Origin of the sequence: Akkermansia sp. AE01SA01 (assembly GCF_036417395.1) — a bacterium.
Classification (GTDB): Bacteria; Verrucomicrobiota; Verrucomicrobiia; order Verrucomicrobiales; family Akkermansiaceae; genus Akkermansia.
The window spans coordinates 1,310,749-1,335,667 of record NZ_CP143890.1 but is presented as its reverse complement, the minus strand read 5'-3'; the positions used below and the strand labels follow the sequence as shown (position 1 = coordinate 1,335,667).

17 protein-coding genes and 2 CRISPR repeat arrays are annotated in these 24,919 nt (G+C 53.8%); of the genes, 7 read left to right on the top strand and 10 right to left on the bottom strand.

Translation table 11 applies throughout. The features are described 5' to 3' along the window. The first annotated feature begins 28 nt into the window (after nucleotides 1-28). Nucleotides 29-322 (top strand): MarR family winged helix-turn-helix transcriptional regulator, encoded by a 294-nt coding sequence (locus tag V3C19_RS05390; protein ID WP_067573027.1) that lies wholly within the window; start codon nucleotides 29-31, stop codon nucleotides 320-322. Further along, nucleotides 319-576, top strand: coding sequence for a hypothetical protein (locus V3C19_RS05385; RefSeq protein ID WP_067573025.1), 258 nt, complete (start codon nucleotides 319-321; stop codon nucleotides 574-576). Before V3C19_RS05390 ends, V3C19_RS05385 begins: the two co-directional genes overlap by 4 nt. 65 nt (nucleotides 577-641) lie before the next feature. Then, nucleotides 642-2,686: a CRISPR direct-repeat array (repeat unit 33 nt; unit sequence GTTTCAATCCACGCCCTCCTTGCGGAGAGCGAC). Nucleotides 2,687-2,886: 200 nt separating this feature from the next. On the opposite strand, the gene cas2 is transcribed toward V3C19_RS05385, so the two are convergent. Genes cas2 through cas4 form a run of 3 tightly spaced genes read right to left on the bottom strand, consistent with a single transcriptional unit; the run spans nucleotide 2,887 to nucleotide 4,878 of the window. Next, nucleotides 2,887-3,177, bottom strand: coding sequence for a CRISPR-associated endonuclease Cas2 (gene cas2 / locus V3C19_RS05380; RefSeq protein ID WP_067573023.1), 291 nt, complete (start codon nucleotides 3,175-3,177; stop codon nucleotides 2,887-2,889). A gap of 13 nt (nucleotides 3,178-3,190) precedes the next feature. Next, nucleotides 3,191-4,210, bottom strand: a complete 1,020-nt coding sequence (gene cas1c / locus V3C19_RS05375; protein WP_177706892.1) for a type I-C CRISPR-associated endonuclease Cas1c — start codon at nucleotides 4,208-4,210, stop codon at nucleotides 3,191-3,193. Then, nucleotides 4,207-4,878, bottom strand: coding sequence for a CRISPR-associated protein Cas4 (cas4, locus tag V3C19_RS05370; RefSeq protein ID WP_177706900.1), 672 nt, complete (start codon nucleotides 4,876-4,878; stop codon nucleotides 4,207-4,209). Before cas4 ends, cas1c begins: the two co-directional genes overlap by 4 nt. A gap of 114 nt (nucleotides 4,879-4,992) precedes the next feature. Here cas4 and cas3 point away from each other — a divergent pair, with 114 nt between their 5' ends. The 4 genes from cas3 to cas7c are packed head-to-tail and all read left to right on the top strand — an operon-like array spanning nucleotide 4,993 to nucleotide 10,795. Beyond that, nucleotides 4,993-7,374: a CRISPR-associated helicase Cas3' gene (cas3, locus tag V3C19_RS05365; protein WP_177706894.1), complete on the top strand. Its 2,382-nt coding sequence runs from the start codon at nucleotides 4,993-4,995 to the stop codon at nucleotides 7,372-7,374. 2 nt (nucleotides 7,375-7,376) lie between these two features. Continuing rightward, the gene (gene cas5c / locus V3C19_RS05360) at nucleotides 7,377-8,090 is read left to right on the top strand and encodes a type I-C CRISPR-associated protein Cas5c (protein WP_177706902.1); all 714 of its coding nucleotides are present in this window, start codon (nucleotides 7,377-7,379) and stop codon (nucleotides 8,088-8,090) included. A 1-nt stretch (nucleotide 8,091) separates the two neighbouring features. After that, nucleotides 8,092-9,942, top strand: a complete 1,851-nt coding sequence (gene cas8c, locus V3C19_RS05355) for a type I-C CRISPR-associated protein Cas8c/Csd1 (protein WP_177706896.1) — start codon at nucleotides 8,092-8,094, stop codon at nucleotides 9,940-9,942. Then, nucleotides 9,935-10,795: a type I-C CRISPR-associated protein Cas7/Csd2 gene (gene cas7c / locus V3C19_RS05350; RefSeq protein ID WP_177706898.1), complete on the top strand. Its 861-nt coding sequence runs from the start codon at nucleotides 9,935-9,937 to the stop codon at nucleotides 10,793-10,795. Before cas8c ends, cas7c begins: the two co-directional genes overlap by 8 nt. Before the next feature lie 186 nt (nucleotides 10,796-10,981). After that, nucleotides 10,982-14,326: a CRISPR direct-repeat array (repeat unit 31 nt; unit sequence GTTTCAATCCACGCACCCGTGAGGGTGCGAC). Nucleotides 14,327-14,712: 386 nt separating this feature from the next. Here the strand turns inward: cas7c and V3C19_RS05345 are convergent. The 5 genes from V3C19_RS05345 to V3C19_RS05325 all read right to left on the bottom strand — a co-directional run bounded on the left by V3C19_RS05345 (nucleotide 14,713) and on the right by V3C19_RS05325 (nucleotide 19,552). Then, the gene (locus tag V3C19_RS05345) at nucleotides 14,713-16,257 is read right to left on the bottom strand and encodes a glycine--tRNA ligase (RefSeq protein WP_240042493.1); all 1,545 of its coding nucleotides are present in this window, start codon (nucleotides 16,255-16,257) and stop codon (nucleotides 14,713-14,715) included. Between the two features lie 114 nt (nucleotides 16,258-16,371). Beyond that, nucleotides 16,372-17,034 (bottom strand): YdcF family protein, encoded by a 663-nt coding sequence (locus V3C19_RS05340; protein ID WP_130082592.1) that lies wholly within the window; start codon nucleotides 17,032-17,034, stop codon nucleotides 16,372-16,374. A 43-nt stretch (nucleotides 17,035-17,077) separates the two neighbouring features. Beyond that, nucleotides 17,078-17,857: a CPBP family glutamic-type intramembrane protease gene (locus V3C19_RS05335; RefSeq protein WP_295931475.1), complete on the bottom strand. Its 780-nt coding sequence runs from the start codon at nucleotides 17,855-17,857 to the stop codon at nucleotides 17,078-17,080. Nucleotides 17,858-17,869: 12 nt separating this feature from the next. After that, nucleotides 17,870-19,039 (bottom strand): aminotransferase class I/II-fold pyridoxal phosphate-dependent enzyme, encoded by a 1,170-nt coding sequence (locus V3C19_RS05330; protein ID WP_295931478.1) that lies wholly within the window; start codon nucleotides 19,037-19,039, stop codon nucleotides 17,870-17,872. Nucleotides 19,040-19,066: 27 nt separating this feature from the next. Beyond that, nucleotides 19,067-19,552 (bottom strand): Lrp/AsnC family transcriptional regulator, encoded by a 486-nt coding sequence (locus V3C19_RS05325; RefSeq protein ID WP_130082589.1) that lies wholly within the window; start codon nucleotides 19,550-19,552, stop codon nucleotides 19,067-19,069. Nucleotides 19,553-19,862: 310 nt separating this feature from the next. On the opposite strand from V3C19_RS05325, the gene V3C19_RS05320 reads away from it, so the two are divergent. Beyond that, on the top strand, nucleotides 19,863-23,372 hold the full coding sequence (locus tag V3C19_RS05320) for a DEAD/DEAH box helicase (RefSeq protein WP_238623743.1): 3,510 nt from the start codon (nucleotides 19,863-19,865) through the stop codon (nucleotides 23,370-23,372). Nucleotides 23,373-23,516: 144 nt separating this feature from the next. On the opposite strand, the gene V3C19_RS05315 is transcribed toward V3C19_RS05320, so the two are convergent. After that, nucleotides 23,517-23,894: an ApaG domain gene (locus V3C19_RS05315; protein WP_295874658.1), complete on the bottom strand. Its 378-nt coding sequence runs from the start codon at nucleotides 23,892-23,894 to the stop codon at nucleotides 23,517-23,519. A gap of 15 nt (nucleotides 23,895-23,909) precedes the next feature. Next, a complete protein-coding gene (locus V3C19_RS05310) occupies nucleotides 23,910-24,800 on the bottom strand; it encodes a hypothetical protein (protein WP_295931513.1) in 891 nt (296 codons plus the stop codon). Nucleotides 24,801-24,919 lie beyond the last annotated feature (119 nt).

The window sequence follows — 24,919 nt, the reverse complement described above, 5'->3', positions numbered from 1 at the left end:
TATCTAAAAAACCTGTGAATAAAAATTCATGAAAGCCTTGGACTTCATCCAAATATTCGCTTCCAACGTACGCAGGATGGACTTCCGCCTCAGCAGCGCGCAAGTCATTCTGGCCATCATTGCCGGGTACCGGCGTCACAGCACCATCACGGAAGCGACGCGGCTGCACCCCAACACCGTTACAAACATTTTGCAGGACCTCATCGCGCAGGGTTACGTGGAGCGCTTCGGGGACTGCCGTCCCTATGTCTACCGCTCTACGGAGAGAGGCAGGCAACTGGCCGGAAACCTGCTGGACAAACAAACACAGCCGGACTCATGAACGATCCCCTGCTCAGCACGGAAGAAAAACGCCGCTGGCTTGCCCGTGTCTTCCGGGATACGGACGGAGAATACTCCCAGGCGGACAAATTCAAAGCCCTGGTGGAAGACACCAAACTGGCCGCCCTCCAGCAGGAAGAAGAGGAATTCAAACGCCAGAGTGAAACAGGAACCGCAGTGCAGGACCCCCTGCTGGCCCTGCTCCGTTCCCTGCCGCCCGCCGAACTCAACCCGAAAGATCGACCCATTCCCTGACTCCTGCGGCAGAAAACAAAAAAGCACCCCGGACTTATCTGGTCCGGGGTGCTTTTTAATCATCGTACAAGTCAGCCGGCCTCCTTGCGGAGAGCGACCATTTCAGGGATTGGAGATAGACCAGGTTTGCCAGTTTCAATCCACGCCCTCCTTGCGGAGAGCGACACGGACAACCATACGGACAACCAAGACCAAAACAGTTTCAATCCACGCCCTCCTTGCGGAGAGCGACGCATACGGATTGTCCCGGTTGGCCTTATGGGAAAGTTTCAATCCACGCCCTCCTTGCGGAGAGCGACTCGGCTCCTTTCTTCCTTTCTATCCAGTACATGGTTTCAATCCACGCCCTCCTTGCGGAGAGCGACCTGCAACACGGCAGCGTTGAACCGGTCAGGGGCGGTTTCAATCCACGCCCTCCTTGCGGAGAGCGACCATTCTCGATATTATTTCGTGCTGTGGCTGCCCTGTTTCAATCCACGCCCTCCTTGCGGAGAGCGACTTGGTCTTCTTTTCTTGCCCATATAAACCAGTGTTGTTTCAATCCACGCCCTCCTTGCGGAGAGCGACTTGAGCAAGGGCAGAAGAAATGGGACTGGGCACAGTTTCAATCCACGCCCTCCTTGCGGAGAGCGACCAGCCGGACTCCGGTGCCAATCAAAAGCACGACGTTTCAATCCACGCCCTCCTTGCGGAGAGCGACGGACCGCGCGGAGGCGGAGGCCGCCGGAGCCATCGTTTCAATCCACGCCCTCCTTGCGGAGAGCGACTATTCCCTATGACACCTACTGCGTTATCCTGTTGTTTCAATCCACGCCCTCCTTGCGGAGAGCGACCGTGCCCGCCCTGGATGACATCGTGCAGCTTAACGGTTTCAATCCACGCCCTCCTTGCGGAGAGCGACCAAAGTCACCTCTCTTACCGTGGGGGCTGTGTACGTTTCAATCCACGCCCTCCTTGCGGAGAGCGACGCGCCCCACGTCATCCCCGCTTCCCAGCAGGCCGGTTTCAATCCACGCCCTCCTTGCGGAGAGCGACGGAGTCCGGGAATCCTCAAAAACTAAAGCATAGAGTTTCAATCCACGCCCTCCTTGCGGAGAGCGACAGTTGAAGATCATCCAGGGATGATCGGCCTCGGCGTTTCAATCCACGCCCTCCTTGCGGAGAGCGACTGGATGAACTCAAAGAGCTCAAGGATCAGAACAAGGTTTCAATCCACGCCCTCCTTGCGGAGAGCGACCCCCGCCGACTTGGTGGGCCACATTCAGGAGCGTGGTTTCAATCCACGCCCTCCTTGCGGAGAGCGACAGTATTCCTTGGAGTAAAAGGTTTCCGTATCCCAGTTTCAATCCACGCCCTCCTTGCGGAGAGCGACTCATCTTGGAGTTGATGACATGGAGGACGCAAAGTTTCAATCCACGCCCTCCTTGCGGAGAGCGACCGGAACCCTGCACATGTTTGTATTTGCGGGCACTGTTTCAATCCACGCCCTCCTTGCGGAGAGCGACCTGGAGAGAATGACTCCCTCCGGCGTATCTGTCAAGTTTCAATCCACGCCCTCCTTGCGGAGAGCGACGTATGCCGGAGATCAAAAGATGCCCTGTATCAAGGTTTCAATCCACGCCCTCCTTGCGGAGAGCGACGTGCAGTGTGTCCATGTTTCACGGTATCAAAAGGGTTTCAATCCACGCCCTCCTTGCGGAGAGCGACGACAAGGAAACCGCCTTCGTCATGAATAATCACGGTTTCAATCCACGCCCTCCTTGCGGAGAGCGACCCGGGCCAATCATATTCCCATTCAAGCTGGACAGGTTTCAATCCACGCCCTCCTTGCGGAGAGCGACGAGTCCACTCTTCCCCCATCTCCTTGAGCAGGGAGTTTCAATCCACGCCCTCCTTGCGGAGAGCGACGCAAGGGCCGTTCCTATTGCCGCCGCAAGAGCCACGTTTCAATCCACGCCCTCCTTGCGGAGAGCGACTATTGCGACGGGAATATTCCCTGTGCACATCCAGGTTTCAATCCACGCCCTCCTTGCGGAGAGCGACCGAAGTCCACCCCCGAAGCTCCGCCTGACATGCAGTTTCAATCCACGCCCTCCTTGCGGAGAGCGACTGCCTCAACGGTACATGTTGTTAATCAATCATGCAAGCGGGGCTTTGCGCCAACTTCACGAAGACGGTACATCACATACCGTCTTCTCTTCATCATACTTGGTTGTCAATCTGCGTTTTCCAATGTCTTACAAGAATCGCCGACTTCCCGGCAATTTGATGTAAGCTTGGGGTTGGCGCAAAGGCCATGTCAAACAGCACTCAAATGATCAACGGCCCGGAAATGTCATAGCTCTTTTCCTTGCCTAATTGTTCGATTTTGTGATGCCAATTGGACCCCATGTGGTAAATCCGGAGGCTGTCGCTGTCCTGATCAATAATTTTAAGCAACTTGCTCCTGATGTCAACCAATTGGGCCGGAGAGACCTCGCATTCAAACACGGAATTCTGTACTCTCTGCCCGATGTTTTCACAAGCACGGGCAACCCGCCTCAGGCGGCGCTGGCCGGCCTTGTCTTCCGTAACAACATCGTAGGTGATGAGAATATACATGGAGAGAAAGCATTTATTTGCCAATAAACGGAGGATAACAATCCATATCTCCGCGCAGATGGCGTGCCAGCAACAGCGCCTGAATATGGATCAGCAGTCCCAGCGTGGTTTTCTCCTGGAGGAAGGGATGAACCAGAACGGTTTTCTTGCGTTCCTGCCATGCGGTCAGAACTTTTTTACGGGAATCCTCCTTCAAAAAGACGGCTCCGGATTCTTCCCTGTCAAAGTCGTCTGAAGATATCTGCTTGCGGTTAATCAGAGTCAAGGCCAGACGGTCCGCCAAAGGAGCTCGGAATTCTTCCATAAGGTCCAATGCCATGCCGGGGCGTCCCGGACGATCGCGGTGCAGAAATCCTGCAGCCGCGTCAATCCCGGAGCTTTCCAAGGCGGACCTGGCATCATGGCACAACAAACTGTACAAAAAGGAAAGCAACGCGTTGAAACAGTCCTTTGGCGGTCGTCTGTTACGCCCTTCAAATACCAGTTCCGGATCTTCCGTGCGCTGGCAGTGGGACAGGCAGGAAAAATACGTTTCCGCGGCGGAGCCTTCAATTCCCCGCAGAATGTCTCCGGAAACGCACCCGCGGGCCATGCGGCAAAAAGCAGCCAGCCGGTTCACTTCTTCCGCAAGATTTTTCCCGTAGGTCCTTTGTGCCCTCAACAGCAAGTTGCGGCAATTGGCGATTTTTGCGGCAATCATTTCCCGCGCCACTCCAACCCATTTTGCTTCTTCATCGGCCCAGCGGTACTGTTCCCGGCGCAACAGGATGTTTCCTTTCATGAATCCCTGCACGCCAGCCAGGAATTTACCGTAAGGATTGCAGAACGACAGGGTAATTCCTTTTTCCGCACAGGCCCCCATCAAATACGGAGACACGCCGATATCCCACCCCAGCGTGACGATTCCTTCCAGATTATGAAGAGGGACCCGCAACAGGCACTGACCTTCCGAATTCACTTTTACAGTATCTCCGTCCTTGGACAGCCAGCATCCTTCCAGCGTCACGAACAATGTATTTAAATGCTTCTTCATAAATCATCAGCCTCCCACATATTCAGACTTTCCTCAAATACTTCGTCCACACGGTCCTTCATTCCCTGCCTACGTTCCCGGCATACGTCCGGAAGGCAGTCGTTGACCAGGGAACAGGACTTGCAGGTTTTGGAATATTGGGGCAAAGGCGTTACCACTCCGGTCAGAATATCCCTGGTTTCCCGAATAATCCGAGACGTCAGGGAACGCAATTCATCATCAAACGCCACCTCATGCCTCCTCTGGGTTTTCCCGTAAAATAAAAAACCAGCAGGAATAGCCATTCCGAACATTTCCTCCAGGCACAAGGCCTGAGCGCATACCTGTATTTCGTCCGCGCGGTGCGGTTTTGGCTTGCCTACCTTGTATTCCACCGGAGTCATGGATATGGGAACGCCGCCTTTTTCAGCGTAAACAGCCTCCACAACATCCGCAATGCCGTGAATTCCCCATTGGAGGGAGGAAACATGCAGGGAACGCAGAATTTTCTTTCGTCCGCGGTTTTCCGTCATGCCGGAATCCGCTCGTTCATGAAATACATTCCCCTCCGCCGTAAACTGGTTGTCAGCCCACACACATTCCAGATGAATCAGCGCACACTGCCTGGGACAGTACAGATAATGCTGCAATGCCGCCAAAGGTACGGAATATGGCAAAGGATCATTCATAAAACCTATCTGGGAATAGAACATCCCACACATTGTTTCCAGACTCAATGAATAATATAAAAAAGTTAAGATATATATTGATTTTACCAATAGATTCATAGCACAATGATCCGGATGAATGAATCCGATGTTCCCATAGCGCATCGTAAACGGCTGGACGATAAAACATTCGTGGACGAACCCCTCTACACATCTCCGGATATCTCTGCAACTATTCCAGGACACCTTAACACAACACAACACTACATAGGCGTGTTGGTAGAGAATTTTCCTTCGTGTATCCGTGAAGCATGGCACCGCTGGGCTTCAGCTGCAGCACTTTGGCATGATTTGGGTAAATTTTCCAAAGAATTTCAAAAACGTATACGAGAACTTTCATCCTCTTCAGAATCCGAAGGAAACCATTCCGCTCAAAAAGTTGACCATTCGACCGCGGGAGCAAAATTGGCCTGCCAAAATTGGAAAAACTCCATCATGCCATGGGGCGAAATGCTCGCGTATGTGATTGCGGGTCATCATGGCGGCTTGCCCAACGGTCCCATCCTTTTCCATAAGCGGTTTCATGAAGAAATTCCCGAATGGCAAGCTTACGCTCCGAAAGAATTATGTGACTTCACAGAAACGTCCCCTCCATTTCTCTGGCATGAAAAATCACTCACTCCAAACCGTTGCATGGGATTCGCCGTCGCCATGCAGATACGCATGCTATTTTCCTTCCTGACCGACGGCGATTTCCTGGCGACGGAAGATTTTATGTCCCCGGAAAGGCGGGATTTAAGGCCAAGATGGCCGGAGAATATACTCCAAAGCATGAGACAGAAGCTGGAACGCTATCTGGCCAAGTTGGAATGCAACCCAAATGCCACTCCTATTCAACTCATCCGGCGCAACATTCATCACCGCTGTCTTGCACAGGCAAAAATCATCCAAGGGGTGTATCAGCTCAATGTTCCCACTGGAGGCGGAAAAACACTGTCTTCACTTAGTTTTGCGCTTGCCCATGCCTGCCATCATGGCCTGCGCCGCATTATCTATGTGATCCCATTTACGAGCATCATTGACCAAACAGCAAGAGAATTCAGGAAAGTCATGGCATCTCCGGATACAGAACCAGAAATAGAATGCATCCTGGAGCACCATTCCAACATAGTTGAGGAAAAAGACACGGAAAGAGTCAGACTGATGTCTGAAAACTGGGATGCCCCGCTGATTGTCACTACGAACGTTCAATTTTTTGAATCCCTATTCTCCAACAAACCTTCCAGTTGCAGAAAACTACACAACATCGCCAATTCCGTCATCATTTTTGACGAAGCCCAAAGCCTGCCCTCCCGCCTGTTGGCTCCATGCCTAGAAGCCATGAAAACTCTGGAAAAAGACTACGGATGCACTCTGGTACTTTGCACGGCTACCCAACCGACTCTGGAGCGCAAGGAAGAATTTCCAATCGGCTGGGAATCGCAAGAACTCACTAGCCTCCTGGGAGCTGAATTTGAACGCCACCTCGAAAACTCCATGAAGCGCGTGGAAATACGGCACTTGGGCAGCATGGACCAGGACGCACTGATCGACAACTGGAAAAAACTCCCTGACCGTTCGGCATTATTTATTGTCAATACAACCAAAGAGGCGCAATGCCTATTTGACGCATTTTCCTCCCGGACCTCAGAGTACATTGTCCACCTATCTGCCAGAATGCATCCTGCACATCGGGAAAAAGTCATTAAAACCGTCAGAAAGGAACTGGAGAAAGGAAAAAATCTTATCCTCATTTCCACCAGAGTTATTGAAGCGGGCATAGACATTTCCTTTCCGGTTGTTTACAGAGCCTTCGCTGGAGTAGATTCCATTGCGCAGGCGGCGGGACGCTGTAATAGACATGGAGAACGACAGAACAAAGGCCTTGTCCTGATTTACGAATCAACAGACTTCCCTATTCCCTCCACTCTTGATGACCTGGTAGCAGCAGCCACTGCAACCCGGGATGTCCTGAAACTGTATCCGGATGCAGACCTTCTTTCTCCAGAGATTGCCAAACTTTTTTTTCGGTTCTACTACAACAACCGCAAAGATCAGACCAACCATTGGGATTCAAAGGGAATCATGGAAATGACACCCTTCCCCCAACAGCCGGAAAGCATTTTCAAATCATTTAAATTTAAAGATATAGATAGAAATTTCAAAATCATTCCCGATACCTCCCGTTCCGTCATGATGGTGATAAACACAGACCCAGAAGCATTAGACGTCTGGGAACGTCTTTGTAAACTGAATTCTCTGGGACTTTACCCTGACAGAAGCTTGCGAAGAAAAATCCAGCGTTACAGCGTCCAAGTTTATGACAACGAATGGTACATTCTGCAAAACCATGGTATACAGTCATATATTGACGGCACCATTCACGTGCTTCTGGAAGCACAAGGACTTTACGATGAAAATAAAGGTCTTTTAACCTTGAAAAAAGATGACCCCTTGTATATAGGTTACATCAGTTGACCATGATTGATACTGGTATTTTTTTGCATGTTTGGGGAGAGTGGGCCTGTTTTACGAGACCGGAGCTGAAAGCGGAACGGTATTCCTATGAAGTCATGACACCATCTGCAGCCATTGGTATTTTAAGTGCCATTTACTGGAAACCGGAAATTAAATGGCATATTGATAAAATACATGTGCTTAAGCCGATCAAACTGGTTCCCATTCGCAGAAACGAGGTGGCAGCCAAAGCTACAGCACCCAAATCTGATTTGATCAAAAATGGAGGAGAAGCTTCATTAGGACTTCTCATTGAAGAAACCCGACAACAACGGGCTTCCATGATTCTTCAGGATGTTGAATACCTTATTGAAGCACACTTTTCAGTACTTAAGGAACAGGAAAATATCAACGAGAACGCTAAACATCATGAAATGTTCAAGCGCCGCGCCATGAAAGGCCAATCTTTCCATCAGCCTTATTTTGGAACCAGAGAATTCCCGGTCTCTTTTGAATGGTGGGATGAAAAAACGCCTCCTCTTTCTTCGTTGCCTGTCGAACAGCAAAACCGGGATTTGGGAATGATGCTGCATGAAATAGAATTCGTTCCTGACAAAAAAGGAAAAATCATCAGTTCGCATGACGGACAAAAACTTTCCGCTCTTCCGCATTTTTTCCCTGCGGAATTGAAATCCGGCATTCTTCATGTTCCTTCCCTGAACCATACCAATTTCTAACATGATTATTCCGGCATTAAGCAAACTTTACGATAGGTTATCAGAGGACAGGGACGTCATCGCCAAAGGGGATTTACCTACTATCGGCAAAAGCCGTCAAAAAATCTCTTTCAGAATCGCACTGAAACCTGATGGAGAGCTGGTAGGCATTGACGATATCAGGACGATGGAAAATCCTGCTGGGAAAAAAAATGCCAAACTTCGTTCTATCCCAATGTTGGTACTTGGCGGAAACAAGCCTTCCGGTTCCGGATTAAATCCCTGTTTTTTATGGGATAATTGCGGGTACTTGTTGGGATATAAAGGGGAAACTTCCGAAAAGGATAGAAATCGCATCCGGGAAGCGTTTTCCTGTTTCAGAGACAGGCATCTTTCTGTAGAAACTTCTATCAATCATCCTCATTTTTCTGCTGTCTGCCGTTTTCTGGAACAATGGAATCCTGAAAACACACCTGCTAAACTGGAAACTCCCGATTTATGGATATCCAATGGAGTTTTCCGGATTTTGGGAGAAATGAAATACGTTCATGAAATTCCTGAAATTCAACGTTGGTGGTTTCAGGAAGGTTCCGAGCAATGGTATGGCAGCAAAAAACAGACTGAAAAAGGATTCTGTCTTGTTTCGGGCAAGGAGGAACCGTTGGCGTTGCTCCATGAACCGGCCATCAAGGGCGTCATGGGCGCACAGGTATCTGGAGCAAAACTGGTATCATTCAACTGCCCTGCCTTTATCTCTTACGGCAAAGATCAAAGCCTCAACGCTCCGGTAGGTGAAAATACCGCCTTTGCCTACTGCAATGCTCTCAACTACCTCCTTGCCCATTCCCAATACAATATGCGCATAGGGGATGCGACGGTCGTTTTTTGGGCTGATGCCCCTAAAGAAACCATGGATATGACTGCGCTGCTGTTCGGGACCATAGCTTCCAGCTCTCCTGCATCTCCGTCCATGGACACTATGACGTTTGAAAAAGTCTCCCTTATCATGAAGCAATTGCGGCAGGGGGAACTTTCCCAAGAGATACTGGAGAATGCAAAAGTACCCTTTTTTATCCTGGGCCTCTCACCGAATGCCTCGCGCCTTTCCCTTCGTTTCTGGTATCAATCAACCTTCGGAGAATTGATGGAAAATATCCAGGCCCACTACCGGGATATCTCACTTGTCCGCCAATGGACGGAGAAAAATAGCAAATACCCGGATCCGGAACTGCCCAAGCCTCTTGATATTTTAAAAGAAACCGTCAGGGATCTTAAAGAACTGCCTCCCATGTATGGAGGGATTCTGATGAAATCCATCCTATTTCGGCTACCCTATCCGGACATGATTGCCCAAGCCATCGTTAGGCGTATCCGAATTGACAAAAAAGTCAACTATATCCGTTGTTCCCTTCTTAAGGGATGGCTTTACAGAAAAAACAGCAACCATGCTCTTACGACCATGCAAACAATCAATCCAGACAACCATAACATCGGGTACTTGCTGGGCAGGCTCTTCGCCGTCTATGTAAAGACCCAGGAAGACGCTTTGGGAAAAGATATCAACCGGACCATCCGTGACGCCTATTTCTCCAGCATGAGTGCACATCCCCGTTCCGTTTATCCCACAGTCAATAAACTCTATCAGCATCATCTAAAACTCGTTAAACAGAAGCATGGGGAAGGAGCCAAATTTAACAGGGAAAAAATGGTCAGAGAAATCAAATCCCACATTCCGGACAATATTCCACCACATATGGGACTGGAACAGCAAGCCTATTTCGACCTCGGATTCTATCATCAAATGAACGACTTTTTTACAAACAAAGAAACTTCTCAAACAACTGAAACACAAACCACTGATAACAATGAATAAAATTGACTTTCTCATTCTGTTTGACGTCACTGATGCCAATCCCAATGGAGACCCTGATGCAGGCAATCTTCCCCGCATGGATGCGGAATCCGGACACGGCCTGATCACGGACGTGTGCCTGAAACGCAAAGTTCGCAACTTCATTCAACTGACCAAGGACGGCGAACCGGGTTACGAAATTTATGTTAAGGAAAAAGCAATCCTGAACAACCAGCAAAACCGCGCTTACCAAGCCTTGCAAATAGATCAGAAAGAAGCCAAACAGGCAGATTATGACAAGGCAAAATCATGGATGTGCCAAACCTTCTTTGATATTCGCACATTTGGAGCAGTCATGACTACTGGCGTCAATTGCGGGCAGGTGCGTGGCCCTATACAAATGTCTTTTGCACGCTCCATTGATCCCGTTTCAACGTCAGAATTTGCGGTCACACGGTGCGCCGTGACAACGGAAGCGGAATCTCTCAAGCAAAAGGGAGATAACCGTACCATGGGAAGAAAATTCACCCTTCCTTATGCCCTGTATAAAACGCAGGGATGCCTGAATCCTTTCCTGGCTAAACAAACCGGTTTCTCGGAAAACGACTGGAATACCTTCCAGGATGCTCTGGTTCACCTTTTTGATTTTGATGCTTCCGCCGCGAGGCCTTCCGGCTCCATGACTATTCGTAAAATTATCTTGTTCAAACATGATAGTGAACTAGGGAATGCCCCGGCCCATAAACTAATTGATTCCGTATCCGTCACCAAACACCAAAACGTCGAATTCCCAAGATCTATCCAGGATTACGATATTACGATCAATCATGACCTGATTCCGAATGGTGTAACAGTTGAAGAAATCGATTGTTAATCAATTAATTTCAAATATCTTGAAAATTAATAAAGGCTCCTCTCATGAATATGGAAGGAGCCTTTAATTATTAGCCACTGATCATTTCTACCTTTAGCCAACAAATGACACAGAGTTCCAATCAGCCTTTCACGTACCCCTAAGGATGCGACCCTTTGCCGATGCGCTTAAGGACTGTGTCGAGGTGTTTCAATCCACGCACCCGTGAGGGTGCGACCATTGTCGATAAAATATGCCGCCGCAATCAGCAAGGTTTCAATCCACGCACCCGTGAGGGTGCGACATCAAATGCTTTCATCTTGCGCCGTTGAAGCGTTGTTTCAATCCACGCACCCGTGAGGGTGCGACAGAGTTAGTTGTTAAGGGATTTGACGAATTCTTCGTTTCAATCCACGCACCCGTGAGGGTGCGACTGGTCGTAATATCCCCGTTGGTCAGGTCCATACCGTTTCAATCCACGCACCCGTGAGGGTGCGACGGTTTGGTTTGGTTTGGGGTTAAGCAGGGAGTTGGGTTTCAATCCACGCACCCGTGAGGGTGCGACTTTTGGTTTGGGTTTTGGTTTAGGCCGGGAGTTGGGTTTCAATCCACGCACCCGTGAGGGTGCGACATCAACAATTCATAAAGGGATTGTATAACTTCCTGTTTCAATCCACGCACCCGTGAGGGTGCGACAGGCAAATGAGGTTGCGATATGCCAGCTACTGGAGTTTCAATCCACGCACCCGTGAGGGTGCGACAAAGTAGGAACAAAGAATTTTCATAAGGCAGAAGTTTCAATCCACGCACCCGTGAGGGTGCGACTCTCCAAAAAGCTTCGTGTGCCCAATAAGTACATTGTTTCAATCCACGCACCCGTGAGGGTGCGACAGGAGGACGGCACGGAGATGTCGGGGCAGGAGTGGTTTCAATCCACGCACCCGTGAGGGTGCGACATGCGATCTGCTGATAGGTTGACGTCATGGCACAGTTTCAATCCACGCACCCGTGAGGGTGCGACTCTCCACAGGAGCTTTGTTCAGGAGGGCGGCCGCAGTTTCAATCCACGCACCCGTGAGGGTGCGACTCCATTCCTTTTCCATTGTCCCGGCCAAGTCCGGGTTTCAATCCACGCACCCGTGAGGGTGCGACGGGATGCTCTCGGACTACAGCAACTCCAGCCGGAGTTTCAATCCACGCACCCGTGAGGGTGCGACAGGGAATGTGTTGTAATGCGCTGGCTTTAAATAAGTTTCAATCCACGCACCCGTGAGGGTGCGACCTCGGCAAGTTGCTTTTGTGGGACGTTTTCGGCGGTTTCAATCCACGCACCCGTGAGGGTGCGACGACCAGCCCATGTATCTGCAATGCCGCTTTCACGGTTTCAATCCACGCACCCGTGAGGGTGCGACCCGGGGAAGCTGGTCCTGTAGGTCCACAGGGCCCGTTTCAATCCACGCACCCGTGAGGGTGCGACTGCTTAATGATTTCCGTTTTTTGCAGATAGCCCTGTTTCAATCCACGCACCCGTGAGGGTGCGACGGGTATGAGCACTCCTATTGTACAGGCATACGTGGTTTCAATCCACGCACCCGTGAGGGTGCGACACGAACGTCACTGAATGTGACACCCTGCACGTGTTTCAATCCACGCACCCGTGAGGGTGCGACAAGGAATGGGCGACATACTTGATCGAGTCCATGGTTTCAATCCACGCACCCGTGAGGGTGCGACCCATGCGGCCAAAGCAAATTTCCTGCACGAGTCCGTTTCAATCCACGCACCCGTGAGGGTGCGACTCCAGCGGCATCATCTCCCCGCACCGCGGACACGGTTTCAATCCACGCACCCGTGAGGGTGCGACTAACTCCATCAACAATAATCACGACAAACCTAGCGTTTCAATCCACGCACCCGTGAGGGTGCGACTATATTCTTAACGACGAAAAACACGACGAGTTAAGTTTCAATCCACGCACCCGTGAGGGTGCGACCACCATGGGCCAGCACACCAGCATCAGCATCCTGGTTTCAATCCACGCACCCGTGAGGGTGCGACATCCGGGAAATGCAGTCCTGCTGGGATTTGAAAGGTTTCAATCCACGCACCCGTGAGGGTGCGACAGTCCTCTTCGGGTGAGGGGACTCCCATTTTTATGTTTCAATCCACGCACCCGTGAGGGTGCGACTGGACTAGCTGTTAAGTACTTTGACGAATTCTTCGTTTCAATCCACGCACCCGTGAGGGTGCGACATCTTCCGCATCACGGAAGAGGTGCGTGGAGAGGGTTTCAATCCACGCACCCGTGAGGGTGCGACCGGTGACATTGGGAGAGGTGAGGCTATCAAAAGAGTTTCAATCCACGCACCCGTGAGGGTGCGACTATTCTCCCGGCTTGGCATTCTCGGACATGTAGCGTTTCAATCCACGCACCCGTGAGGGTGCGACTCTGGTACACCGAGCGCGGTAACCAGATGTTCAAGTTTCAATCCACGCACCCGTGAGGGTGCGACGCGGCACCCGTAAACGCCGCTCCAACAATAGAAAGTTTCAATCCACGCACCCGTGAGGGTGCGACCCTGGAAGGTGCTGTTGCAATGGCCTACATGATAGTTTCAATCCACGCACCCGTGAGGGTGCGACGGACATACAGGCGGGCATTCCTCGCAGAGGGCAGTTTCAATCCACGCACCCGTGAGGGTGCGACCCGGTATTGCCGGGGAGTGATAAATGATTGCATGGTTTCAATCCACGCACCCGTGAGGGTGCGACCATCGAAAGGCATTCGACTTTATTCGAGGCCGGGTTTCAATCCACGCACCCGTGAGGGTGCGACTTCTTCCCGCCTCAATGATTTTTACCTTGGTGGTGTTTCAATCCACGCACCCGTGAGGGTGCGACTTTCTCCGCTGGGCCAGGAGCATGGGAGCCCAGAAGTTTCAATCCACGCACCCGTGAGGGTGCGACAGTTCATTGCCTATGGAGTCCTTGAGATGGAGGAGTTTCAATCCACGCACCCGTGAGGGTGCGACAACATTAGGCAGGGCTCTAAGGCATGGCGGAGCAGTTTCAATCCACGCACCCGTGAGGGTGCGACAGATAAATGCCCTCTGACCAAGATACCTGTAACCGTTTCAATCCACGCACCCGTGAGGGTGCGACAGCGACGCATCCGCTTCGCCTTTCAGTACACCAAGTTTCAATCCACGCACCCGTGAGGGTGCGACCGGTCCGTAAAGGTGACGGAGGATGAAGAAAGGGGTTTCAATCCACGCACCCGTGAGGGTGCGACCTTCAAGCAACCAAATGGAGAATGCTATGAAGCTGTTTCAATCCACGCACCCGTGAGGGTGCGACACCTCGCCCAGGTAGGTCCTCCCCCGACTACAGGGTTTCAATCCACGCACCCGTGAGGGTGCGACCTTCAAGGACAGGTATGGCAACATTTATGCAGTGTTTCAATCCACGCACCCGTGAGGGTGCGACTCAAATCCCTGGTTCGCCTCGGCTATTTGAAAAAGTTTCAATCCACGCACCCGTGAGGGTGCGACAGCGTGAGGAAATATCCATTAAGAGAGAACAGCGCAGAAGGCTTTTTGCGCCAACTTCTCTCCATCACAATATTCCGCACGACTTAAATTTTGTAATTGGATATGTCAAACTTCGTTTTCCAATGACTTACAGCAATCGCCGAACTTCCGGGGAATTCCTGTGAGCTTGGGGTTGGCGCAAATAGAACAGCAGATTTTCAACAAGTGTTGAGATCATTGTTTTCCGCCTGCCTGTACAACCTGCATCTCCTGAATGCTAGACATTCATTCATGCGCCGTCCAGCAACTTTTCCTTTCATTACAAGTTCTGGAAAACAGAAGGCCGTTCCGCCATAAGCGGAACGGCCTTGGAGTATTTACAATATTTAATTCCGCTAAGGAACATATTACCGCACACGGGCAATGAGCCAGTGCAACAGGTCCTTAACGGCGACGCGTTCTTGTTCCATGGAGTCGCGGTGGCGGATGGTCACCGTGTCTTTGAGGGAAGGATCGTTTTCTCCGAGGGTTTCGAAGTCCACCGTGATGCAGAAGGGGGTGCCCACTTCATCCTGGCGGCGGTAGCGGCGGCCAACGGCTCCCGTTTCATCGTAGAAAACGGTCATCCAGGGCTGGAGGGTCTTTTCAATTTCCCGGGCAATGCGTACCTGTTCCTCGTTTTTCTTGAGGAGCGGGAAGATGGCGGCCTTGATGGGCGCTATGCGGGGGACAAAGCGCAGCACCGTGCGCACGTCCTTTTTGTCCTTGTCGTCCACAAGCTCTTCTTCATCGTAGGCTTCACAGATGATGGCAAGCACGGTCCGGTCACATCCGGCGGAGGGTTCCACAACATGGGGAATGAATTTTTCCCGCGTTTCTTCGTCGAAGTATTCCAGGGGACGGCCGGAGCCTTTCTGGTGGCAGGTCAGGTCGTAGTCCGTACGGTAGGCGATGCCTTCCAGTTCCTGGATGCCGAAGGGGAATTCGTATTCCAGGTCATAGGTTTTTTTGGAGTAGAAGGCGCGTTCGTCATCCGGTACGTCCAGAATGTGGATGTGTTCACGGGGAACCCCCACTTCGTCGTAGAAACTGAGACGCTTTTCCAGCCATTCGTCCACCAGCCTCAGGCCGTCTTCCGGACGGCAGAAGTATTCGATTTCCATCTGCTCGAATTCACGGGAGCGGAAGGTGAAGTTGCGCGGATTGATTTCATTGCGGAAGGATTTGCCGATCTGGGCGATCCCGAACGGCAGTTTCACGCGGGAACTGTCCAGAATGTTTTTGTACTGGCAGAAGATGGATTGAGCCGTTTCCGGCCGCAGCCATCCGGTGGCGTTGGGATCGTTTTCATCGGAGGTGGCCCCGATGGTCGTCTTGAACATAAGGTTGAATTCGCGGGCTTCCGTCAGCAGGGAGCCGTTGGCGGGGTTGTACATGGTGGAGTCCGTGACGGGTTCCATACGCTCCCCCCGGAGCTCGATTTCCTTGTGGGATACGTCCTTGCCGGCCAGTTGCGCGTAGTACTGGGCCGCGGTTTTGCGGGCCTTGTCCGCCTGTTTTTCAGTTTCCACCAGCACGGAGTATTCCTTTTCCATGCTCCAGGAACCGTCCTTTTTTGCGGCTCCCGTGTAGAAGAATCCCATGCCGCTCTGGGCCGGCACCTGGTCGGCGCGCAGGCGTTCCTTGGTCAGCAGGCAGTCGCACATCGGGTCAGAGAAACCGCCCACGTGGCCGGAGGCCACCAGCACGGAGTTGTGGGTCAGGATGGAGCCGTCCATGCCCACCACATCGTCACGTTCCTGGACGGTTTTGCGCCACCAGTATTCCTTGAGGTTGCGCTTGAGCTCCACCCCCATGGGACCGTAGTCCCAGCAACCATTCAGACCGCCGTAGATTTCGGCTGCCTGGAAAATGAAACCTCGCCTTTTGCAAAGGCTTACAATTTTCTCCATTCGGACGGGATCTGTATTGGTTCTGTCTGCCATGATTGAATATAGGTTGGGTTGGCTGTGCGGGGGTATTGATGACCTCAAACGGAGGGCAGTGAAAGCAAAAAGCGTGTCTTCTCAAGAATTCCAGGGGAGGGGAATGTTCCTGAGCAGCTGGGAGTCATAGCCCGCTTCCACGAGCGTGCGGAAGGCTTCCATCGCTTCCGGAGTTACGGGCTGTTCCGTGGAGAATCCCTGCCGCGGGTATTCCAGGATTCTCTGGAAGTCCCCCACCATAGCGGAGACAACCAGCTCCTGCGGCAGTTCTGCGGTCAGATATCCCCGAAAAGTGACGGGAGGGGAGCTGACCGCCACCCGCGCTTCCGGCCACTGGGCCTGGAGCGTGGCCAGCGTCCGCCGTTCCATGTAGGGCTTTTGCAGGGCAATGAGGCTGACAGGCTCCCCGATTCCCGCCCGTTTCAGCACTTCCCGTGAGAAGCGGACATTTTCCCCGGTGTTGGTGGATTTGTTTTCTATCAGGATGCAGTTTTCCGGAACGCCCGCTTTAATGGCCGCCTCGGCAAAGAGTTCCGCCTCCGGGACGGCCCAGCCTCCCGTAAAGCGCCCCATGCCGCCGGAAAAAAGGATGACCGGAGCTAAATGCCGCTTATAGAGCTCCGCCGCATATTCCGCCACGCGTACGTCATTGCTGCCAAGCACGAAGATGAGGTCAGCCGGGTGGAGCTCCTGCCCGACGTGATGGTAATTCCACAAGATTTCTATGGCTTCATCCGGAGTCATCGCGCCTGTGTACTCAAGATTGGTCTCTCTGTAAATGACGGATTCACCACAGTCCGCATTTGCCCCATTCCAGTGCGGCCCAGCCCAGCAGAGCATTGGCCACGGCGTGCATCACGATGACGGCGCACAGGTTTTTCTGCCAGACAGCGAGCAGATACGCCAGCGAGCCGTAGATGAAGGCGCCGCAGTAGTCCACGGGCTGATGCACGGCCATGAAGCAGAGCGTAGTGATCCAGTACGCTTTCCAGGAGTGCGTGCCGAACGGGACTTTCCACGGATGGTCCGGATTGACCAGGAAGCGCATGAGGTATCCGCGCCAGAAGAGTTCCTCCACCACGGCCACCACGATGACGGCGCGGAAGAACCGCAACGCCAGAGCCGTCAGCCAGCTCCAGGATCCCGGAGCAAATACTGCCGAAGGATCAAATCCCTCCGGCCGGGCGTCGATTCCCAGCAGATAACGGTACCAGGGCCATTCCGGATGACCGAACCACGCATCGGGGCCGCCCGGCAGGCGGTCCGCCGCCATGGTAGGGGCCAGCCAGCACAGGATACCCAGCACGCCGAAGAGGATTCCCCACGCCGCAGGCTTTCCTTTCCAGTCCCAATCCACGGATTTTCTCCACCAGAGGACCAGAATGAAGCAGACAACGGCCTGGAGCGGGTAGAACCATTGCCCGGGAGCCCTTCTCCACCACGCGGCAACCGGATGGTCCCATTCCAGAAGGGGGGCGCCGAATTGCCAAAGGAGGGTGAATCCCATGAATACCGCGAACGGCGCCACATACGCCTTCGTTTTCTGGTACTCCAGGTCGGAGTTCATGAGAAGACCGGGTCAGGAGAGTGTCTTGACGAAGCGCTCCATGCGGTTGCAGGCTTCCTTGATTTGATCGTAGGCCGTGGCATAGCAACAGCGCAGGAAGCCTTCCCCGCTTTTCCCGAAGGCGGTACCCGGCACGGCCGCCACTTGTTCCTCCATCAGGAGACGTGTAGCGAATTCCTTGCTGCTGAGTCCGAATTTGGAGATATCCGGGAAGACGTAGAACGCACCGCCGGGCATATGGCAGTCCATTCCTATTTCATTGAAGCGCTTCACCAGGTAGTCACGCCGCTGGCGGTAGCTTTCCCGCATCTTGAGCATGGCATTCGTACCGTTTTCCAATGCCTCAATGGCCGCTTCCTGAGAGGTGATGGGCGCGCAAAGCATGGAGTACTGGTGGATTTTCATCATGGCGGAGATGAGGGGCTCCGGCCCGCAAGCGTAACCGAGGCGGAATCCCGTCATCGCAAAGGCCTTGGAGACGCCGTGCAGTAGCAGCGTGCGTTCCCTCATGCCCGGCAGGGCGGCGATGGAGACATGCTGCTTGCCGTCGTAACGCAGTTCGCTGTAGATTTCATCCGTCAGCACAATGAGATCGTGCTTGATGCAGATGCGCGCGATTTCCTGGAGGGTTTCCACCGGAGCCACGGCCCCGGTCGGGTTCGTGGGGAAGTTGAGCATCAGCACCTTGGTTCTGGGGGTGATGGCGGCTTCCAGCACGGCAGGATTGAGGGCGAAGAGATCCTGCTTGCTCGTAGGCACGGCGGTAGCCACTCCGTAAGCCATCCTGACGCTGGGCGCGTAGGAGACGTAGCAGGGTTCGTGGTACAGCACTTCATCCCCCGGATTCAGGACGGCGCGGAGAGCCAGGTCAATGGCTTCACTGACGCCCACTGTCACCAACACTTCGTTCAGCGGGTTGTAGTCCACATGGAAGAAACCGCGGACGTATTTGACAATGGCCCGGCGCAGGGATTCCAGGCCGTAGTTGGAGGTGTAGGAGGTATGGCCTTTTTCCAGGGAGTAAATGGCGGCTTCCCGGATGTTCCACGGCGTAACAAAGTCCGGTTCCCCGACGCCCAGGGAGATGATGTCCGACCTGCCCGTGACCAGGTCAAAGAATTCACGGATGCCGGAACGGGGTATGGAGCCTACCTGCTCCGCAATTTTATTCTGCCAGTTCATAGTGTTTCCTTTCTTGACGGCAGGGACTTACGGCGCAACGACGAGGCGCTCCGTCTGCGCGGGCGCTTCAAAGATACAGCCGTTTTTCTTGTAGGTTCTCAGATGGAAGTGCGTGGAGGTGGAGAGCACCCCTTCCAGCGTGGAGAGTTTTTCCGCTACAAACCGGGCAATGTCCCGCATGCTTTTGCCTTCCACCAGGACGAGCAGGTCAAATCCGCCGCTCGCCAGATAGCAGGAGGATACTTCGTCAAAGCGGGAGATGCGCATCGCCAGGCGGTCGAATCCGCCGTCGCGTTCCGGAGTCATCTTCACTTCAATGAACGCCGCCACCTTGTTATCGTGTTCGTATTCCTCGTTCACCACGGCCTGGTAGCCCACGATCAGCCCTTCCCGTTCCCATTGCTCGCGCTGGGCCCGCACGGCTTCTTCAGTCATGTCAAGACGTTCGGCCAATTCGCCATCGCTCAAGCGCGCTTGAGTCGCCAATAACTGTAAAAGAGGTGCGGAGGACATAAATTTTCAGAGATAAAAGACTCTTTTGAAGCGGGCGTGTCAAGGATACATATTCCGTAAGGATGACATCACACTATCCCCTACCATTTTATTCAAGTTCGTCATTTGAAGAGGGGATCATGCCTGTAAAAAAGGAAGGTCATTGCTATCAACATAATAAGAAGTGTTTCAAACATTCGTTAGAATTAATTTCAGAGAATAGTTGCCCTAATCCGCCTTTTGTGCCATAATAAAGTGCATAGACCTATAGCGTCCTTTTTCCGGGGAACGCTGGACACCAATTTTTATATGACAGTTTGACATTATGAGTATGGCACTTAATCCTGACAGGGCTACCCTGAACTTTCTCAATGCCTTCCCGGAAGAAATCCGGCTGCGCGGTGAAAAGCTGCAAAAAGACGGAGCAGTTACACAAATTTTCGGCAATCATTTATATATTCAGGGCCGTGTGGAAGACGCGCACGGCGTCCACCGGGTGAATCTCCGCCTTCAGGGGAACAGGTGGTTCGGAGCATGTTCCACGGAAGACGAAGATCTGGCGGGCGCGGCCATGTATGCCACCATGCTGGAACGCATGTACCGCGGCCAGGACCTTCCGGAATCCCCCAACGAACTGAACGACGTTCCCCTGCTCGACATTCTGGAAGAGAAGCTGGGCCGCGAGCTGGACGACAAGGAGGCTGATTACGTAGGCAAGCTGGAAAAGCGCTACCGCCGTTTCGCCATTGAGCAGGAAATCCATGACCACGACATGGTACGCCTGAATCCACGGTGGGAAATCACCACCTATGATCCGCTGGAGCTGTGGCCGGTCCCGCCGACGAATATTCTGGAATTCTGGAATTACATTGCCTATGCCTTCAACAAGAGGCGCTTGCCCTATCCGGAGTTCATGGAGAGCATCACGGACCTGGAAAAGGTGCAGCACAAGATTCACGAGTGGGAACGCTCACGGGAGGTAGGCACCTGGTACGACCGCATCCAGTCCGTCAACGAACGGCCGCCCCAGCCTCCGCGCGGCGAGTTGTTCATGCGGCTCGTCTCCACCATCAACGAAGGGCACTTCGAATACCGCCATTCCCTGAAGCAGGACTGGATTCCCGTCCGGGAAAAACAGGATCTGGAACATCTGGAAAACCTGCATGAACGCGCCGCCGTGCGCATGGACGCCCAGACGGAAATCCTGCTGGTGTCCCTGGCCGATTACGCCCATGAGGAAGACGCCCTGACGCTGGACCTGGACCAGGAGGCCGCCTGCGCCCTGATGAACAAGCTTTTCCACCAGCCCGCGCTGAAGGGATATCTGGTGAATCTGGATGAGAATTATTTCAAGGTGGTGGACGAACCGCTCAAGTGGGTCTGCCAGGACGATCCCATTGAGCCGGACTGCTACGCGCTTCAGCTCGTCACTTCCTCCGGCATCAACGTTTCCCACTCCGTCAGGCAGCTTCCCGGCCAGCAGGAATTGTACCAGTCCGACGAAACCGTTTTCCCCGGCCCTCCCCGCTGGCTGGAGAGCACGGAAGTGGAACCCCGCTATTCCATCCCCAAGCAGGTCATCGACAGCCTGGAAGGCGTGGAATTCCTCCGCAAGATCGGAGCCACCCTGCCCCCCAGCATGGAGGACCGCGTGGTGGACATCGACCTGCGCGGCAGCTTTGACATGAAGATCGTGCGCGGCCTCACCTCCGCAGAAACGGAACACGTGCTGTGCGAAGTGACCGCCACGGACGCTTCCGGCTACCGCACGGAAAAACTCGGCAAGGACGGCTGGGAAGTGGCTCATCAGGAACCCATGCGCAACAAGGCGCTCCTGCGCTTCATCCGCGAACACCTTTACCCCATCCCCGGCCTGCTGGAGGAGATGGGCTTTTCCTACGATCCCCAGGTAGGGGCTTTCAAGGCGCGCGTCACGCGCCAGTTCCCTGAAAAGTTTGCGGAATGGGCCAAGCACCTGCCCGAAGAACTGACCGTGAACATGGATGAGAAGCTCAAGACGCTGCTGGCGGACCCGGTGGCGGCGGCCGTCCGGTTCGAGGTAGTCAACCAGGAGATCGACTGGTTCGACCTCCGCATCGTCATTGACGTGGAGGGCGTCCAGCTTTCCAAGGAACAAATCCGCGCCCTGGTGGCCGCCAGAGGCGGCTACGTCCGCATGGACGACGGCGGCTGGATGCGCCTGGAAATCAAGCTGGACAACGACCAGCGCGACGCCGTTACCCGCCTGGGTCTGGACCCCTTCGACCTTTCCGGGGAAACCCACCGCATGCACGCCATGCAGCTCGCGGACCCCAAGGCCGCGGAAGTGTTCGACCCGAAGGCATGGAAACGCATCAAGGACCGTACCGCGGAAATCCAGATCGACGTCAAACCGGACGTTCCCAGCCAGCTTCAGGCTACCCTGCGCCCCTACCAGATCGACGGCTTCCACTTCCTGGCCTACCTGGCCACGAACGGGTTCGGCGGCATTCTGGCGGACGACATGGGCTTGGGCAAAACCATCCAGTCCATTACTTACGTTCTGTGGCTGCGCGAGGAATACGCACGCAAGAACAAGTCCAGGAAAAAGCTCGCCGTTCCTCCGGTACTCATCGTGTGCCCCAAATCCGTGCTGGATGTATGGGCGGGGGAAACGGAGAAATTCGCCCCCGGCGTGCGCGTTCTCGTCATCCGCAGCAAGGACCAGGCCAATCTGGAGGACATCAACAAGAATTACGACATGGTCGTGGTCAACTACGCCCAGCTCCGCGTCTGCGGAGAAACCCTGAACCAGATCAAATGGCTCACGGTCATTCTGGACGAAGGCCAGCAGATCAAGAACCCGGATTCCAAGGCCGCCAAGGCCGCGCGGGACATCGTTTCCTACAACCGCCTCGTCCTCTCCGGCACGCCTATTGAAAACCGCCTGCTGGACATGTGGTCCCTCATGGCTTTCGCCATGCCCGGCGTGCTCGGCTCCCGTTCCTACTTCAAGAAAAGGTTCGACAAGCGCAAGGACCCGCAGAGCCAGAACCGCCTGGCCGCCCGCCTGAAGCCTTTCCTGTTGCGCCGTACCAAGTCCCAGGTGGCAAAAGACCTGCCGCCCAGAACGGAAGAGGAAGTGTACGCCAAGATGGAAGGCATCCAGAGCCAGCTTTACAAGGCGGAACTGCGCCGCATTCAACAGGCCCTGCTCGGCCTGGATTCGGACGAATCCGTGAAGAAGAACAGCTTTGCCATTCTTCAGGGCCTCATGCGCCTGCGCCAGATTTGCTGCCATCCCGGCCTGGTGGACCCGAAGTACGCCAAGGAGGACAGCGCCAAGATGACCGCCCTGTTCTACCTGCTGGACCAGCTCCGGGAGGAAGGGCACAAGGTGCTCGTCTTTTCCCAGTTCGTTTCCATGCTGGAAATCATCAAGAATCGCCTGGAAGCGGAGAACCGTCCGCTCAACTACCTCACGGGCCAGACCAAGGACCGCCGCGGGGAAATCGAAAAGTTCCAGACGACCAAGGACCCGTCCGTCTTCCTTCTTTCCCTGAAAGCCGGGGGCGCCGGCCTCAACCTGACTTCCGCCTCCTACGTCATTCTGTACGATCCGTGGTGGAACCCGGCTGTGGAAAGCCAGGCCATCGACCGTACGCACCGCATCGGCCAGAAGAACAAGGTAATCGCCTATCGTCTTCTGACGAAGGATTCCGTGGAAGAGAAAATCCGCATCCTCCAGCACCAGAAGAACCAGCTGGTTGCCAACGTGCTTGGAGACGAAGGCTTCACGTCCAGCCTCGGCATTGACGACCTGAACTTTATCCTCAACCACGGGGACGACGAGGAAGGTTAAAGCCGTCCGGCACTGCCGGATGGCAGTGGTCCATGATGAAAGACCAGAAAAAGGGCAGGATTCCTATTCCCGCCCTTTTTTCATCATCGGTTTTGGCACTGTTTCAGCGGCATGGCCGCTGAAATGTCCATTCGCCAGGCAGCATCACCAAGTCAGGCTGACGGGGTCCGTATGGTAGAGCATGCCGCCCTCGTCCCGGACAAGAAGCGTGAGCTGGATGCGCGCGGGAAGGCGAAGCATCTGAAGGCCGTTGAAGGCGAAAATCTGCCCCTGGCACAGCAGGGGGCGGGAACCGAAGAGTTCATCCCCCTCAATGACCTGCGTGCCGTCCTGGTGGGAACGGACGGTCCACTTTTTGCCGATGATGCGCACGGCCCCGTCCCCCATGTTGCGGATGCTCACATTGTAGGGCACGGGGATGCGCCCGTCGTCGCCCGCCATTTGCTGCAATTCCTGATCCTGGGAATACAGATTGCGCGGAGAAAGACGCACGTCCAGGCTCGTCAAGAGGGGAAGCACCATAAGGAACAGGGAGAGTTATGATTCCGCGGGCGCCAGCGCCGCCTTCATCAGCTCCAGCGTCGTCTTGCGCAGGGCTTCCACTCCCGCCTTCGTAGGCTTGGCTCCTGGAGCCAGCGTCATCTGCTCCTGCAACGTGGTCAGTAGTTCCATGATTTTGCCGATGTCCCGGCGTTCCTTCATTTCCGGCTCCACTCCGTCCAGAATGTAATGGAAGTATTCCGGCACGTCCGGCTGAAAAATGACTTTGGCCTTGTCTTCGGAGAATTTGTTGTCCAGGGCCGCCGTAGCGGCATCCAGCGCCCGAATCCAGCCGCCCAGGCCGATCAGGTTAGCCATGTCGGAATCACGCAGGGAGGCAAGCTCCTGCTCCACGTCGGACTGGATCAGGGCCAGGTTGTTCTTGAAACTGCCCAAATCGCCGTCCTCCGCATTTTTCAGCAGGCTGGCGGCGTGGCGGTTTACGCGCTCTCCGGCTCCTATCGCCTTCGCGTAGTTGGAGAGGTCCAGCGCAATGGGCTTCACTTCGTTCATCTTGCCGCACTGCACGATGACAAAGCCGTCCGCCATCATTCCTCCCAGTTGAAGAGCCAGTGAGCAGCGGTCCATCGGCGGCCGTTCCGGACGCGGACGCAGGGCCGCGTTTTCCGGGATTTCCGGCAGTCCCTCCAGGTCTTCAAAAATCTTGCGGATGGACGGGGCGGTAAATTCGTTGATTCCCAATTCCTCATTCATATGGGAGTCGTCCAGAAGGCGCTCCGGAATGGCCGGCTGGGACTGCCTGTCAGGCTGCGGAAGCTGGATGTCCAGCACGGCGCCGTCCCTTTCAGGCGCTTCTTCCCCGGGATCGGCAAATGCCATTCCCCCCGTCACGGATACGGCCGCGGCCAGCAGATAAAATCTCTTCATAACAATATTCAAAAAGGTTAGGCAAAACTGAATATGTCTTGACTCTCGGCTTATGGTGTCTTATACGGGCGTCGCGTCAAGGAAATCCCTTGCGTCTGACGCAAAAAGGATATTGAACA